The 14,608-nt window shown below is 61.4% G+C and carries 12 protein-coding genes; 10 read left to right on the top strand and 2 right to left on the bottom strand.

The features are described from left to right. Nucleotides 1-460: 460 nt before the first annotated feature. The 6 genes from NMG80_RS25685 to NMG80_RS25710 all read left to right on the top strand — a co-directional run bounded on the left by NMG80_RS25685 (nucleotide 461) and on the right by NMG80_RS25710 (nucleotide 7,753). Complete coding sequence (locus NMG80_RS25685) at nucleotides 461-2,029, top strand: amidase family protein (protein ID WP_254020698.1); 1,569 nt, start codon at nucleotides 461-463, stop codon at nucleotides 2,027-2,029. 109 nt (nucleotides 2,030-2,138) lie between these two features. Further along, nucleotides 2,139-3,764, top strand: coding sequence for an ABC transporter substrate-binding protein (locus NMG80_RS25690; RefSeq protein ID WP_254020699.1), 1,626 nt, complete (start codon nucleotides 2,139-2,141; stop codon nucleotides 3,762-3,764). An 87-nt stretch (nucleotides 3,765-3,851) separates the two neighbouring features. Continuing rightward, nucleotides 3,852-4,805 carry an ABC transporter permease gene (locus NMG80_RS25695; RefSeq protein WP_254020700.1) on the top strand — a complete coding sequence of 318 codons (954 nt, stop codon included), beginning with the start codon at nucleotides 3,852-3,854 and terminating at the stop codon, nucleotides 4,803-4,805. A gap of 2 nt (nucleotides 4,806-4,807) precedes the next feature. After that, entirely contained in the window at nucleotides 4,808-5,701 is an 894-nt protein-coding gene (locus NMG80_RS25700) for an ABC transporter permease (protein ID WP_254020701.1), read from the top strand. Between the two features lie 4 nt (nucleotides 5,702-5,705). Continuing rightward, a complete protein-coding gene (locus tag NMG80_RS25705) occupies nucleotides 5,706-6,743 on the top strand; it encodes an ABC transporter ATP-binding protein (protein ID WP_254020702.1) in 1,038 nt (345 codons plus the stop codon). A gap of 5 nt (nucleotides 6,744-6,748) precedes the next feature. Further along, the gene (locus tag NMG80_RS25710) at nucleotides 6,749-7,753 is read left to right on the top strand and encodes an ABC transporter ATP-binding protein (protein ID WP_436798678.1); all 1,005 of its coding nucleotides are present in this window, start codon (nucleotides 6,749-6,751) and stop codon (nucleotides 7,751-7,753) included. A gap of 120 nt (nucleotides 7,754-7,873) precedes the next feature. Here NMG80_RS25710 and NMG80_RS25715 read toward each other — a convergent pair whose 3' ends face one another. Beyond that, on the bottom strand, nucleotides 7,874-8,878 hold the full coding sequence (locus NMG80_RS25715) for a DMT family transporter (protein ID WP_254020703.1): 1,005 nt from the start codon (nucleotides 8,876-8,878) through the stop codon (nucleotides 7,874-7,876). Between the two features lie 453 nt (nucleotides 8,879-9,331). Between NMG80_RS25715 and NMG80_RS25720 the strand changes: the two genes are divergently transcribed. Then, nucleotides 9,332-10,372, top strand: a complete 1,041-nt coding sequence (locus NMG80_RS25720; protein WP_254020704.1) for a substrate-binding domain-containing protein — start codon at nucleotides 9,332-9,334, stop codon at nucleotides 10,370-10,372. Nucleotides 10,373-10,737: 365 nt separating this feature from the next. Continuing rightward, nucleotides 10,738-11,151 carry a MarR family winged helix-turn-helix transcriptional regulator gene (locus NMG80_RS25725; RefSeq protein WP_254020705.1) on the top strand — a complete coding sequence of 138 codons (414 nt, stop codon included), beginning with the start codon at nucleotides 10,738-10,740 and terminating at the stop codon, nucleotides 11,149-11,151. A 660-nt stretch (nucleotides 11,152-11,811) separates the two neighbouring features. On the opposite strand, the gene NMG80_RS25735 is transcribed toward NMG80_RS25725, so the two are convergent. Continuing rightward, entirely contained in the window at nucleotides 11,812-11,973 is a 162-nt protein-coding gene (locus tag NMG80_RS25735) for a hypothetical protein (protein WP_254020706.1), read from the bottom strand. A 648-nt stretch (nucleotides 11,974-12,621) separates the two neighbouring features. Here NMG80_RS25735 and NMG80_RS25740 point away from each other — a divergent pair. Next, complete coding sequence (locus NMG80_RS25740) at nucleotides 12,622-13,641, top strand: 2-dehydropantoate 2-reductase (RefSeq protein WP_254020707.1); 1,020 nt, start codon at nucleotides 12,622-12,624, stop codon at nucleotides 13,639-13,641. Nucleotides 13,642-13,808: 167 nt separating this feature from the next. Then, nucleotides 13,809-14,582 carry a fumarylacetoacetate hydrolase family protein gene (locus NMG80_RS25745; protein WP_254020708.1) on the top strand — a complete coding sequence of 258 codons (774 nt, stop codon included), beginning with the start codon at nucleotides 13,809-13,811 and terminating at the stop codon, nucleotides 14,580-14,582. Nucleotides 14,583-14,608: the final 26 nt, after the last annotated feature.

Raw genomic sequence — 14,608 nt, forward strand, 5'->3', positions numbered from 1 at the left:
GTCTCGAACTGGCTGAGGCTTTTGTGTGCCTTCTTCCTGACGCTGCTCGCAGCCACCCGCAAAGCCGCCACTGCGGCCCCGATCAGCCTGAACTCCGCCCCCTCAGTTGGGACAAAGCGCTCCAACGCAGATCACTTTCAAGGTTGACGCGAGAATCGCTTTCTTCACGGACGACGAAATAGGCTGCATTGCCGAGCGCCTAGACCAAGAAAACGCCGGGCGGCCTCCTGTCGCCCAGGGATTCTCTGACCAAGCAGCCTCCTTTGCCACTTGACAGCTAACTCTGGATATAATTCAATCGCAATTATTGAATATGCATATATATCGTATTCAATAAATTCGCAGGCAGGCAGAGCGCCGGGTCGGCCGATTGATAGGAAGCTGAAAAAGACATGCTGGAATCTCGAAACGATCTTTCCCTTCGGTCGACGCTGTCCAAGTCGACGCCGGGTGCTTTCTGATGCCGCTGCAAAGTCCAGAGATCGACGACCTCGTCGAAGCCGCGAGCAAGCTCGACATTCACCTCACCACCACCGAAGCCCGCATCTTCACCGACCGGTTCAAGAAGCAGGTCGGCGACATGGAGGATTTCCTCGAACTGAGGATCGAGGAGCATCGTCCGCCCTTGCGCCATTTCGATCGCAACACAGGATACCGGCCAACCGCGGATGAAGACCCGCTCAACATCTTCATCCGCAAGTGCTTGGTCACGGGCGGGGAGGGTGGCCTGCTTGCCGGGCGCAAGATCGGCCTGAAGGATCACATCGCGGTCGCTGGCGTACCGATGACGCTGGGCTCCCACTTCATGGATGGCTACACTCCCGATTTTGACGCCACCGTCGTCACACGGCTTCTAGATGCGGGCGCCACGATCATCGGCAAGATGAACATGGAGGACTTCTCCTTCGGCGGTCCCGGCGTTGCCGGTGTCGGCGATTTCGGTAGGCCGCTCAATCCGCATAACCACGACTATGTGACAGGGGGCTCGTCATCCGGCTGCGCCGCCGGCATTGCTTCCGGCCAACTCGATATCGCCTTTGGCGGCGATCAGGGCGGCTCGATCCGCATTCCGTCTTCATGGTCCGGCTGCGTCGGCCTGATGCCGACGCACGGCCTAGTCCCGCACAGCGGCGTGTTCGGTCTCGAGCAGAGCATCGACTATGTCGGCCCGATGACCAGAACGGTCGACGACCTCGCCCTTGTTCTGCAATGCGTGGCAGGCGCTGACGATTACGACCCGCGGCAGTCGCGGGTTCCGGCGAAATTGCCGGACTATGTCGGCGCGCTTGGCAAGGACGTCAAAGGTCTGCGCATCGGCATTCTCAACGAGGGCTTTGACCTTCCCGGCGCGGAAGAGGATGTCGAGAGCGCGGTGCGGCAGGCCATTGCCGTGCTCGAGGGTCTCGGCGCACAGGTCACGAAAGTGTCTGTCCCGGTTCACCGCACCGTGCCCCTGGTGCTGGCGCCGATCTTCCTGGAAGGTGCGCGGACCGGCTTCGACACGAACTTCTACAATGCCTTCGGCAAGTCCTTCTATCCGGCGTCCTTCATGGCGGCGTTCGGCCGGGCCAAGCATAGCCACAGCCACGAGATTCCGCTCAATTTCAAGCTCATCCTGCTGGCAGGAACCTATGCCCATGAGCGCACCAACGGCCGGCTCTACGCAAAGGCGCAGGGCGCGCGGCCCCCGATCGTCGCTCAATATCAGCGGGCATTCCGGGACGTGGACCTGCTCGTCATGCCGACCTGCCCGACCAAGTCGCACCCTTACGTGACCCCGACCGATTTCGCCGACGCAATAGACCATACGCTGTTCGGCGGAGGGCTCGGCAAGAATGTCGCCAAGCTGGGCGCCAATACCTGTCCGTTCAACATCACGGGCTTTCCGTCGCTCAGCATTCCCTGCGGCAAATCCGAAGGGCTGCCCATCGGGATGCAGCTCGTCGCGCCGCATTTCCGCGAGGACCTGCTCATCCAGGCCGCGCACGCATACCAGCGTTCCGTCGATTGGGACAGCTTCTACCCTTAAGGCTCCAGCAAGGGGCGGCCGAATTGGCACGTGGATTGCATCGGTCCGAGAGGTCCGCCCGCTTACTACGTCAGCGACTGATGGTTTTAAACGAACGGAGAAGAACACTATGAGGCAAGTTGGCGCATTATTTGGCAGTACGCTGCCATTTCCGGCCCGCAAGGTGAAGGCACTGCTCGGAGCGCTGCTCCTGTTCCCACTAGGCAATTTTGCAGAAGCCCAGGAGCCCAAGTTTGGCGGCACGCTGATCGTCGCGACCACGAACGACACGCCGGACCTGGACATCCAGAAATACACCAGTAGCTCGCAGCACAACGCCTTGTTGCCGATCTTCGACGGGCTGGTCGAGAAGGACTGGACGGCGGACGCCGACTTCCCGCCGATCGTGCCGGGCCTCGCAACCAGCTGGAGCGCATCTGCCGACGGCAAGACCTACACGTTCAAGCTGCGGGAAGGCGTCAAGTTTCACGACGGCACGCCCTTCAACGCGGAAGCGGCGAACTTCAATTTCCAGCGCATGACCAACAAGGAGCATCCCTATTACGACCAGCAGGCGGGCAGTGCGGCGCTTGGCGTCCTCAAGGGCTTAAAGGGATCGATGGTCGTCGACGAATATACCTTCCAGATCGAGTTGTCGGAGCCGAATGCCGGCCTCATCGAGGCGCTGGCGAGCCTTCCGAATTATTACATCATGAGTCCGGCCGCCTTCGAGAAATACGGCAAGGACGCGATCGGCCAGAATGCCGTCGGTACCGGCCCGTTCAAGCTGGTCGAATGGGTGCGCGGCCAGCGCACCGTGATGGCCCGAAACGACGACTACTGGGGCAAGAAGCCTTACGTCGACCAGATGGTCTACCGGCCGATCATCGAGCCGGCGGCCCGGGCGGCCGCGCTGAAGGCCGGCGAAGTACAGATCGCCTGGGACCTGCCGGTCGATCAGGTCGAATCCTTCAAGAGCGACACGAAATACAACGTCTATCTGCGCGGCATTCCCGCCACCAAAGTGATCGAATGCTGGCAAGCCAGCGGCCCGTTCTCGGACAAGCGCGTCCGCAAGGCAGTCAACATGGCGATCGACCGCGACACGCTGGCCAACGTCATCCTCAAGGGAACTGCGGTGCCAGCGACGCAGATCTACGGCATCGGCTCGGCTTCCTACGACCCCAGCCTGCCGGTCTTCGAGAAATACGATCCGGAAGCGGCCACGGCCCTGCTGGCGGAGACCAGTTTCCCCGACGGCTTCAACTTCTTCATCATCACGTCGCCCGAGAACGAGCCGGTCGCCGGCGCGCTCCAGGCCTATGAGTTCGTCCAGGCCAATCTGGCCGAGATCGGCGTCAACATGGAGATCCGCGTCCGCGACAATGCAGTCTTCGGCGAGGTCTACATGAAGGCCAAGGCCGATGACGAATGCGTCACCTTCGACCGCGGCTACGACACCGACTTCATCCTCGACATGGGCTACACAGGCTCGGGCTGCGTGCCCAACGGCATGAACGACCAGTGCTACAAGAATGACGAGGTCGATGCCCTGCTGCAGAAGGCCTACACCGCCGCCAACATCGAAGAATGGCGCAAGCTGCACCAGCAGGCGCAGAAGCTGATCATCGACGACAGCGGCACCATTCCCCTAGTGCACGGACTGCGGCCCATGGCAGCGCTGACCAGCGTTAAGAACTGGCTGCCGGCCAAGGCATGGCTCCAGTATCCGGGCAATGCATGGCTTGAGAACTGAGACGGCGGACTGCGCTCCGTTGCCTTCGCGACACCCATCGGCGTCGCGAAGGCAACCGCGAAAACCACCGAATTTCGAGGCTAGTGAATGATTGCGCTTTTGGTTCGCCGCACCCTGTTCCTCATACCCGTCCTTCTCGGCGGCTCGGCGATCGTCTTCTTCCTGATCCACTCCGCGCCAGGCGACCCCATAGATGCGCTGATGGGGATGTATGCCTCTCCCGAGGCGCGCGAAGCGCTGCGGATCAAATACGGCCTCAACGATCCACTGTTGGCGCAATATTTCCGCTGGCTCGGCCTCGTGCTTCAGGGTGACTGGGGCATGTCGATCCAGCAGCGTGTACCGGTGCTTCCGTTGGTGCTGGAAAAGTTCTGGATCACCATCCTGCTGACCAGCGCAGCAAGCCTGTTTGCTGCCATTGTCGGTATCTCAGCCGGCATCATATCGGCGGTCAAGCAGAACAGCTGGATCGACCACCTCATCCTCATCCTGTCCGTCTTTGCGCTCAGCATGCCTCCCTATTGGCTCGGCCTGATCGCCATCTTCGTCTTCTCCGTGCAACTGGGCTGGCTGCCAACGGGCGGTCTCTACAGCTTCAGTGGCCAGATGGAGTTGTTCGACGTGTTGAAGCATCTCATCATGCCAGCCATCGTCGCCGGGCTGACGCCTGCCGCGATCATCGCGCGGGTGACCCGGGCGGCGATGCTCGAGGTTCTGAAGCTCGACTTCATGACGGCACTGCGCGCCAAGGGTCTTAGGGAGAGGACGATCGTTCTCGGCCACGCCTTCCGCAACGCCCTGCCGACTGTCGTCAGTATGACCGGCCTGCAAATCGGCTACCTGATCCTCGGAGCGGCGCTGTTCGTCGAAATCATCTTCAGTTGGCCCGGCCTTGGCCTGGAAATCTACAAATCCGTCGTCGGCCGCGACATGCCGATGATGCTCGGCCTGGTTCTGTTCAGCACCTTCATCTTCGTCGTCCTCAACCTTGCGGTCGATATCATTTACCGGGTCATCAACCCGCGCGTTCGGGAAGCCTAGACATGGTCTCACTGTCTCCCAACAGCACGTCGGACCGCAGCCCCTCGCGTGTGATGCTGGCGCTTTCGAACGGCAGGCGCTTTGCCAAGACCCACAAATCGATCGTGGTCGGGGCGATCATGGTGGGCTTTGTCGTCGCCATGGCCGCCCTGGCGCCGGTGCTCAGCCCCTACAGTCCGACCCGGATCCATCCGCTCGACCGCCTGGCCGGGGTCGGCTCGCCTGGCTATCTGCTCGGCGCCGACCAGCAGGGCCGCGACATATTGAGCCGGCTGATGTGGGGAGCCAGAAGCTCACTCGCCATCGCCGTGCTGCCGCTCACCATTGCCGGCATCCTCGGGCTCGTGCTTGGCTCGGTGGCCGGTTACATCGGCAAGCTTCCCGAAACGCTCATCATGCGCAGCATGGACGTCGTCTTCGGCCTGCCGCCCATCCTGCTGGCGATCGCAGTGGCCGCCACGCTGGGGCCGGGACTGGTGAACCTCGTCATCAGCCTGTCGATCGTGCTCCTGCCGCCGATGACGCGCGTCACCTTCCAGGTCGTCACCACGCTGAAGGAACAGCCCTTCGTCGACGCCGCAAAGGTTTCCGGGGCCACGACGCCCCAGATCATCTTCGACCAGATCATCCCGAACAGCCTAGCCCCGGTCATCGCCTATGGCGCATCGCTGGCCGGTTCGATGGTTGTCTTCGGGGCAGGCATCAGCTTCATCGGACTTGGCATCCAACCGCCCCAGGCCGATTGGGGCCGGATGATAAACGACGGGCGCGAGGTGCTGGATCTCCATCCGCATGTTTCGACCCTGCCCGGGCTGGCGATCTTCATTCTAGCTGCGGGTTTCAACTTCCTCGGCGACGGTCTGCGCGACCTGCTTGATCCACGGATGAGGATGTAGGGCCATGCAACAGCATTTCCGCACCATTGATCCAGGCGCCGGCAAGGTCCCGCAGCCCGACGAACTTCTCCGCGTGGAGGATCTCAGGACGCACTTCCACACCCGTCACGGCATTGCGAAGTCGGTCGATGGGGTGGATTTCCACCTGTCGAAGGGAGAGCATCTGGGCCTGATCGGCGAGTCCGGCAGCGGCAAGAGCGTCACCGCGCTTTCGGTCATGCGGCTGGTGCGCGAGCCGGGCCGCATCGTTGGTGGAAGCATCCACTTCGAAGGACAGGATCTGCTTGGCCTCGATGCGCAGAGCATGCGGCGTCTGAGAGGCAGCCGCATCTCGATGATTTTCCAGGACCCGCTCAACCATCTCGATCCGGTGATGAAGATCGGCGACTGGATCTCCGAGACGCTGACGCTCCACAAAGGCGTGGGCCGCAAGGCGGCCTATGTCGAGGCGGCCCGCATCCTCAAGGTGCTGAAGGTGGCGTCGCCCGAGGATGTGCTCCGCGCCTATCCGTTTCAATTGAGCGGCGGCATGTGCCAACGCGTTCTGATCGCCACGGCGATCATCACGGGGCCGGCGCTCCTCATAGCGGATGAGGCAACCAGCGCACTCGATGTCACGGTCCAGGCCAGCATCCTGCGCAATCTCGACGAACTGACCGACATTTTCGGCACCGCTGTCTTGCTCACCACGCACAACATGCTGGTGGTGCGCCAGGCGTGCACGCGCGTCATGGTCATGTATGGCGGGCGGATCGTCGAGAGCTGCGACACCGATGTGCTGTTCCGCAATCCCATGCATCCCTACACGGTCGGGCTGCTGGACAGCGTGCCGGCGCTTGAGCGTATCGGCGAGCCGCTGAGGCCCATGGCCGGCGAACCGCCGCTTCCGACCGAAGACATAGTTGGGTGCAAATTCTACGGGCGCTGTCCCATCCGCCGGCCTGTCTGCCAGGAAATGCGGCCTCCACTTGCGGAGGTCGAATCCGGCCATTGGAGCGCCTGTTTCTTTCCGGAGGAATCAAGATCAAAAATCTCATCCTAGAGGTCGTGAACCTCAAGAAGCATTTCCCCGCGCGCGGCGGCAATCCGCTGGTGCGTTCGGAACGGACCGTCAAGGCGGTGGACGGAGTCAGCTTCGACATCCGGGAGGGCGAAGTGGTGGCCGTGGTCGGTGAATCCGGCTGCGGCAAGTCCACACTCGGACGCCTCGTCATACGGCTGATCGAGCCGTCGTCCGGCGGTATCAGGCTTTCCAACGAGGACGTGACCCATGTCCAGGGCGAGGAACTGCGTTCGCTCAGGCTGAAGGCCCAGATCGTCTTCCAAGATCCTTTCGGGTCCCTGAACCCCCGCATGACGGTCGGCGCATCGATCGCCTACCCGCTGCAGGTGAACCGGCTTTTCAAGCGTGGCGACAAGGAGGGCGTCGAGCAACGTGTCAAGGAACTGCTCGAACGCGTTGGCCTGAATGCCGCTCATGCCAAGCGGCTTCCCCATGAGTTGAGCGGAGGCCAGCGGCAACGAGTGGGGATTGCCAGGGCTATTGCTGTCAATCCGAAGCTTCTGGTGCTGGACGAGCCGGTCGCGGCTCTCGATCTCTCTGCCCAGGCCCGCGTGCTGAACCTGTTCAAGGAGTTGCAGCGCAACACCGGCATGGCCTATCTCTTCATAACGCACGATCTCAGCGTCGCCGAGTACATCGCCGATCGCATCCTCGTCATGTATGCCGGAAAAGTCATGGAACTGGGTCCGCGTGGCGGCGTCTTCAAGACCCCTTGGCACCCTTATACCGAGGCCCTGCTGGCCGCAGCGATTCTCGAAGGCCCGAGTTCGAGCGATGCGACCATTCTCGATGGCGATCCGCCGAGCACCATCGATCCGCCGCCGGGATGCCGGTTCAACACGAGATGCCCTCACGCCGGTCCAATCTGTGCCGCCGAAGAGCCGGCTCTGGTCGAGGTGCAGGATGGGCATATGGTCGCCTGCCACTTGCTCACCGGAAAGCTTCAGCGGAGGATTCCGGCAAGCACGCGCATTCCGGTCAGCGCCTGAAGCCGGCCACGAATTGGCCCGCGTCGACCCGCCAGCCGGTCGTCAAGAAAGGTTGAGCCGAATGGCCTCGATCCTCCCTTACCAGCGCCCCAGCGCACCGTTGGAATTCACAGGCCCCGACTACCTCAAAACGCTTGCCAATCTGGCATTCGTACGGAAGGTGTAGGCCGTTGCTCCGATGAGGATCAGCGCGCCGATCATCACTTCCACTTCGAGCGATTCGTCGAAGAAAACGAGACCGCAGATCGTGGTCAGCAGCAGCCGCACGAAGTCGAGTGGAGCCAGCGCCGCCGCCTGTCCCTTCTGGTAGGCCACCGTTAGCAGCCATTGACCCAGCGTGCCAGAGACGCCGACCAGCAACAGAACGAGGAGTTCGGAAAAAGTCGGAGTGACCCAAAAAAAAGCGGTTGGGACAGCGAGGGCGGCAAGCAGCACCATGGCCTGGTAGGTGAGGATGGTCGTGGCCCGGTCCGGTCCGGACGCCACGCGCAGCGAGAGCGCCGAGGCTGCGCTGCAAACCGCACCGAGAAGCGCTACGACCGAATAAAGCAGGGATGTGCTACCGGTTGGGCGCAGCATTACGAAGACGCCGATGATGCCGATGATCGTCGTGATCCAGCGGGCGCGGCCCACTCTTTCCTTCAGGAAGCGGCTTGCGCCCACGGTCACGAAGATCGCGTAGGAGAAGCTGAGCGCCATAGCAAGCGCCAGCGGAAGATGGATCACTGCCGCGAAGCTGAATACCATCGCTCCCAGTTGGAACAGGCCGCGGGTGATTTGCAGCATGGGGCGCGGCGTGCGTAGGACGGCCGGGAAGTCGGTCATCACAAACGGCACGATGAGCGCCTGCATCACCAACTGGCGGATGGTCAGGATCTCGACCAGCGGAATACGCTGTCCGGCGATCTTTATCAGCACCGTCATCGCCGTGAACGAGGTCATCGCGGCGAGGAGGATCAGCGAGGCGAGGAGGTTTTCCGAGACCGCAGGCCGCTTCCAGCTCCAGGCCGCGTGCCGCTTTGATCGCAGTTCGGCAACCTTGTCCGGCGTAGTCGCCGGTGTTTCGCCGTCATTCGCATTCTGCATCTCGGCGGCATCGGACGGTCTTGAGTCCAAAGACGGCATGCGGTGTCCCTCGTTACCTTGTCGCGACGCGGCCGATCCGCGCCGAATCATCTGCCGGTTGTGCATGACGGCGCACAAGGCCAGCCGTTCAACCGCTGGCGTCTGCCTCGTCACCTCTTCTGGAAGGGGACCGCCTCCGACGACCTATCTACTAATTCGCGCTTGATGTATTTGCAAATGAAATAGATGCATATTCATCAAAATGGATGCACGAAACGGCGGCAGACGTGCCTTTCAACTAGGCAGACTCCGACGGTCAGTTGATCGGCAACGGCGGGAGTACGCTTCAAATGAGTGCCCTGTCCCTCGCCGGTGAACGAATCGACCGGGCCAAGGGAGCGTCAGGCCGATTCGATCGCATCCGGTGCGATTGGAGGGCGTGGCATGTTCCTTGCTTGCGTACTCAAAGGGTTCTGGGCAAGGGAGGTCTGGAGTCAGAAACAAGGGTTCGCCATGAAAGTGGGTTTGCTTATATCGCGCAGCGGACCGGCCGGTCTTTGGGGGCCGTCTTGCGACACCGGTGCGATGCTTGCGGTTGCCGAGATCAACGCAGCCGGCGGGGTATTGGGCAGGCAGGTCGAACTGGTCATCGCCGACGCCGGCTGGTCGGAAACCGAGGCGATCATGGCGGCTGGAACACTGGTGGACATAGATGGCGTTCATGCCGTCGTCGGCATGCATCCGAGCAACGTTCGCGATGCGATCAGGCGGCGCCTCGCCGGGAGCGTGCCTTATGTCTATACGCCTCAATATGAGGGCGGCGAGCGCAATCCCTATACGGTTGCAACAGGCGGCACCGACGATGAGATGCTGGGACCGGGAATCGCCTGGCTGAGCGAGAAGCGCAAGGCCAGGCGCTTCTTTCTCGTCGGAAACGACTATGTCTGGCCGCGCCGGGCTCATCAGTGCGCTCGCGAAATCGTCCACGCCGCTGGCGGAAAGATAGTCGGTGAGGCCTTTCCGTCTTTCGGACTCGGCAACCATCGGGAAATTCTCGACCAGATTCGCAAGGCGCGGCCGGATGTCGTCGTCATGGCGCTTCTGGGATCGGAAGCCGCAAGCTTCAACAGGGCGTTCTCGAAGGCGGGCCTTGCAGCGGGCATACTGCGCTTCGGCCTCGCCATCGACGAAAGCGTCCTCTATGCAATCGGCGCCGAACACTCCGAGAACCTCTACGTAGCGCTTAACTATTTTTCGGGCGTCCAATCGGCGGCCAACGACCGCTTCCTGGAAACCTATCACGATTGCTTTGGCGAATATGCGCCGCCGGTCAATCAGGCATGCCAGTCCTGCTATGATGGGGTGAATGTCGTCGCCAATCTCGCCCGATCCATCGGTCGATGGGATGCCGCATCGCTGGCGAGAAGCTTCAGGCGTCCCGTAGCGCGCAGTGCGGTGCGCAGCACCCTTCTGAAGACGCCGATGGGACCGACCTTGAAGGTTCACCTCGCCGCCGCGGAAGGGATCGAGTTCAAGATCGTTGCAAGCCACTAGGGCAGGCGCAGACCTTGCCGTTCGGGTCGCGAGCGGCAGAATCCGGTTTCCCACCCGTTCGACTTGCAACGCGTCGGCGGATCGGTGTTTCACTCTTGAATGGACGGCACAAAACCCGTAATATCTGAAAATGAAGCTACTGAAACGAGAGCTTGTGCGAGCGAAAAGAAGATCCATGGGAGGAGGCAGCATGTTGGGCGGGAAGCGTTCAAGCCACGACAACGATTTTATTCGACTGATTAGCGGTCCTCTGAGCAGGAACCCGCAATCCTGCCTTCTGGGCCGTTTCGGTTGTCCGGCGCCATCTTTCCACGACGGCCCTTCGTTCGGCTCCACGTCACCCATCAGATAGATGCAGTCCAAAGATGAAAATCACCGACCATCTGGCTTACGTCGTCGCCAGCGTAAATCGTCAACTGGAAGAGGAACTGCAGGAAAGCCTGCGACCGTCCGGCGTCCCAATCGAACAGTTGCGCGTGCTGGAAGTTCTCGCGCGGGCAGGGTCCCTGCCGATGGGCGAACTCGCCGTCAAAGCTCTGGTAGAGCCGACGACGCTGACCAAGATGATCGACCGCATGGTGTCCGACGGCCTGGTTTTCCGCGCTCCCGATCCTGCCGACCGCCGCCGCGTGCTCATTCTTCTCGCTCCGGCCGGCGAGGCGCTCCAGAAGCGCTTGCACAATGTCTCCGTCGCGCAGGAAGAACGGCTGGCCAAACAGCTTCAAAATGGCAAGGCCGAGGAGTTGCGAAATCTGCTTCGCGAACTTATTGGGCCGTGAAAATGCGTGCATGATTGCGAAAGTGAGCCGGGTCGCTGTGTCCCGCCGCGGTTCCTAAAGGATTTTGTGCGGAGTTAGCGAGATCGTCTGAGAAGTGTCAAAGACGCTGGTCGCGGGAAGGCCGCTTTAAGTATGTCAAGGGTCCGAGGAATGTCTGCTCAGGGTTGTGCGCCGTGCCAAGGCGGCGCTTTCCAGCAAGTCCCACCCGGCAACCGCTCCAGCCGACCGTCCGCCGATTGGATGCCGCCATCGGATCGCGAATGGGATCACGACCAAGGGCGTCCGTCGCGGTTGGAACCGGCGCCAGGCTTTCGCGCATGGACACGACCGGAAGACTTCGACTCTTCCTTGGACCCATCTAACCGGGGGGAGATTTCGCTCGCGAGCGCGAGTTGCGCACCGACCCAATCTTCCAGGGCGGCCGGCCAGGCCGGCATCGCAGTCCGAGCGCTGGAATGATGTCTCAAAAGGCGTGGCGTAGATCCATTCGCGCAAGGAAGTCTGGAGGAAACACTCTGCCTTGCCGTTGGTGCGCGGCATAGGGGGCGCTTGGGGCGAATGACCTTTTTAGCGAGCGCTTCACGGACCAGATCGCTCCTGGCAACGATATCTGCCGAAAGCGGACTTCATTGTCCTGCGCTATCTGCGCGGGAATCTGCCCTAGCTAGGCGACTTGAGGTGTTTGAACCGCATCGGATCGATGCCAAGCAGGCGCAGATCGCCCGGACGCGGCCGGCGGCCAGTTTCCACGGCGGCCGCAGCATTCATCGCGCTGCCCATCATGGTGAAGAATTCACCAGTTTTCCGAATTATCCTGCCCATCGCCTTACCCCGAAATTGTGCGGTGTGCAACAATTATGGTGGTTCTTTGAGCTCTTAACGAGGGGCCCCAATGCATAAGAGCCATGCGTGCGGCGCAAAGCTTGAGCCGCTGCTCGCACAGGCACGGCCCGCAGCCGCGACGGCGCCGATACGTCGGCGCTTCAAAGTGGTGCCGGGCCCATGAGGCGGAGGACCTCTACGTGGTAGACGGCCACCCTTCCCGACTGGGACGGGCACCAACCCGACACTGACCATCATGGCCAGCGCTTGGCGCGTCGCCGACAGGATTATCGCCCAAATGGGGCAGCCATTTCGAATTCTAAAGTCGAGACATTGGCGCCAATGGCGCCGAGTGTCTCGAACATCGGAATGCCAGCCTAAGCCACCACCACGGTACTAAGAGCAGCCAAGGACCGTTCATTCGCAGGTTTAAACGAATAGCATCGCCCTACGGCGGCAGACGGGGATTGATATTTTGCATTTTCTGGTATAATGCATACCAGAATTGATAGGCATGATAATCCGAAGCGCGGATAGAAGTGGCCTTGGGAGTGCTCACCGGCAGCTACCCAAAAGGCGTCGAAGGGGAATGATCCGCCTGTTTCGTGCTTGTAGCTGAGACAGTGGATCAGGGCTGGAGGAGGAAGGATGAAGATCTGTATCTATGGGGCAGGGGCCATCGGGGGCTATTTGGCGGTGATGCTAAAAGCCGGTGGCGCTGAGGTTTCGCTGATTGCCCGCGGCGCCCATCTGAGGGCAATCCAGCAGAACGGTCTCCGGCTTGTCAAGGAAGGCGAGGAGATCGTGGAGCGTATGCCCGCCTCCAGCGATCCGCGCGAATTCGGCCCTCAGGATTATGTCATCGTCGCGCTCAAGGCGCATCAGGCCTGGGAGGCGGCCGAGCAGATGGTGCCGTTGCTTGGTTCCCATACCGCTGTCGTGACCGCTCAGAACGGCATTCCCTGGTGGTACTTCTACGGTCTCGGGTCGAAGTTCGACGAAATGCGGCTCGAGAGCGTAGACCCCGGCGGCCGGCAGTGGAACGTCATCGGTCCCCAGCGTGCGATCGGTGCTACTGTTTATCCCGCAACCGAAATTACCGAGCCTGGCGTCGTCAGGCATATCTACGGCAATCAGTTCGGCCTCGGCGAGCCGGATCGCAGCGACAGCGAGCGCGTGAAGCGGCTCGCGGCGGCAATGGAGGCCGGCGGCCTCAAGCCGCGCTTCTATGACGACATTCGCAACGACATCTGGATCAAGCTCTGGGGCAATCTCTGCTTCAATCCGATCTCGGCGCTGACCGGGGCGACGCTGGATGTTGTTGCCACCGATCCGGGCACCCGCGCTCTGGCGCGAAACATGATGCTGGAGGCGCAGGCGATTGGCGAGAAGTTCGGCGCAACTTTCCGTGTCGATGTGGAGCGTCGGATCAGTGGCGCGGCCGGTGTCGGCACTCACCGTACCTCCATGCTGCAGGATGTGGACAAGGGCCGCCCCATCGAGCTCGACGCGCTCCTTACCTCTGTGCAGGAGATGGGGCGGCTTGCCGGCATCGAGACACCTTTCATCGACAGCGTCCTTGGGCTTGCCCAGCAGATGGGGAGGGTGAAAGGGCTCTACCCGACGTTTCCCAAAGAGCATCCGGCCAAACAGCGGATGGCTTCCTGAGTTCTTTTGCGGTCTGGGCGAGAGCCCTCTGCGGCTTCGCCGCACAAGGTCCACCATGATGCTCTTGGCCGACACTAAGAAGTCGACCAAGAAATCACCAAGGCTGTTGGATCACTGACGTCGCGCAAAGGTGCGCGGGAGCATGTGGCCAGGCTAGGGAGGGAAAGATGTCGCAGTGGGTCCGGTTTGAGGATGACGGCGAGGAGCGCTTCGGCTGCCTTATGGGCAAGGACATTTTGGTCCACACCGGAACGATGTTCGACGACCCACAGCCAACGTACGTGCGCCGCCCGCTCACCGCGGTGCGGCTGCTGCCGCCCTGCCAGCCCTCTAAAATCATTGCGCTCTGGAACAATTTCCGGCAACTCGCTGCCAAGCTCTCTGTGCCAGAACCGGTGGAGCCGCTTTACCTCCTGAAGGCGGTTTCAAGCGTTGCGGCACCAGGCGCCGTCATCAGCCGGCCGGCGTCATATGCCGAACGCATCGTCTTCGAAGGTGAACTCGGCATTGTGATCGGCCGCATCTGCGCGAACGCCTCCGACGAGGCGGCGGCCGCGGCAATCTTCGGCTACACCTGCGTCAATGATCTCACCGCAAGCGACATCATCGCGCGCGACAAGAACTTCGCGCAGTGGGCGCGCGCCAAGAGTTTCGACGGTTTCGGGCCTTTCGGCCCTATTATCGCCACTGATCTCGACCTGAGCGGGCTCAGCGTGCGGACCGAAGTCAACGGTGTGGAGCGGCAGAACTACCCGCTCGACGACATGATCTTTCGGCCTGAGCGTCTCGTCAGCGCTCTTTCGAAAGACATGACCCTTCTGCCGGGCGACCTGATCTGCTGTGGCACCTCGCTCGGCGTCGGTTCGCTGAAGGACGCGGCAAGTACCGTCTCGGTGACGATCGAGGGAATAGGTACGCTGTGCAATACATTTGTTCAGTGACGGCGTGCTTGAGGCATGTGCCTTTT

Origin of the sequence: Mesorhizobium escarrei (assembly GCF_935825525.1) — a bacterium.
In the GTDB taxonomy this organism is placed as follows: Bacteria; Pseudomonadota; Alphaproteobacteria; order Rhizobiales; family Rhizobiaceae; genus Mesorhizobium; species Mesorhizobium escarrei.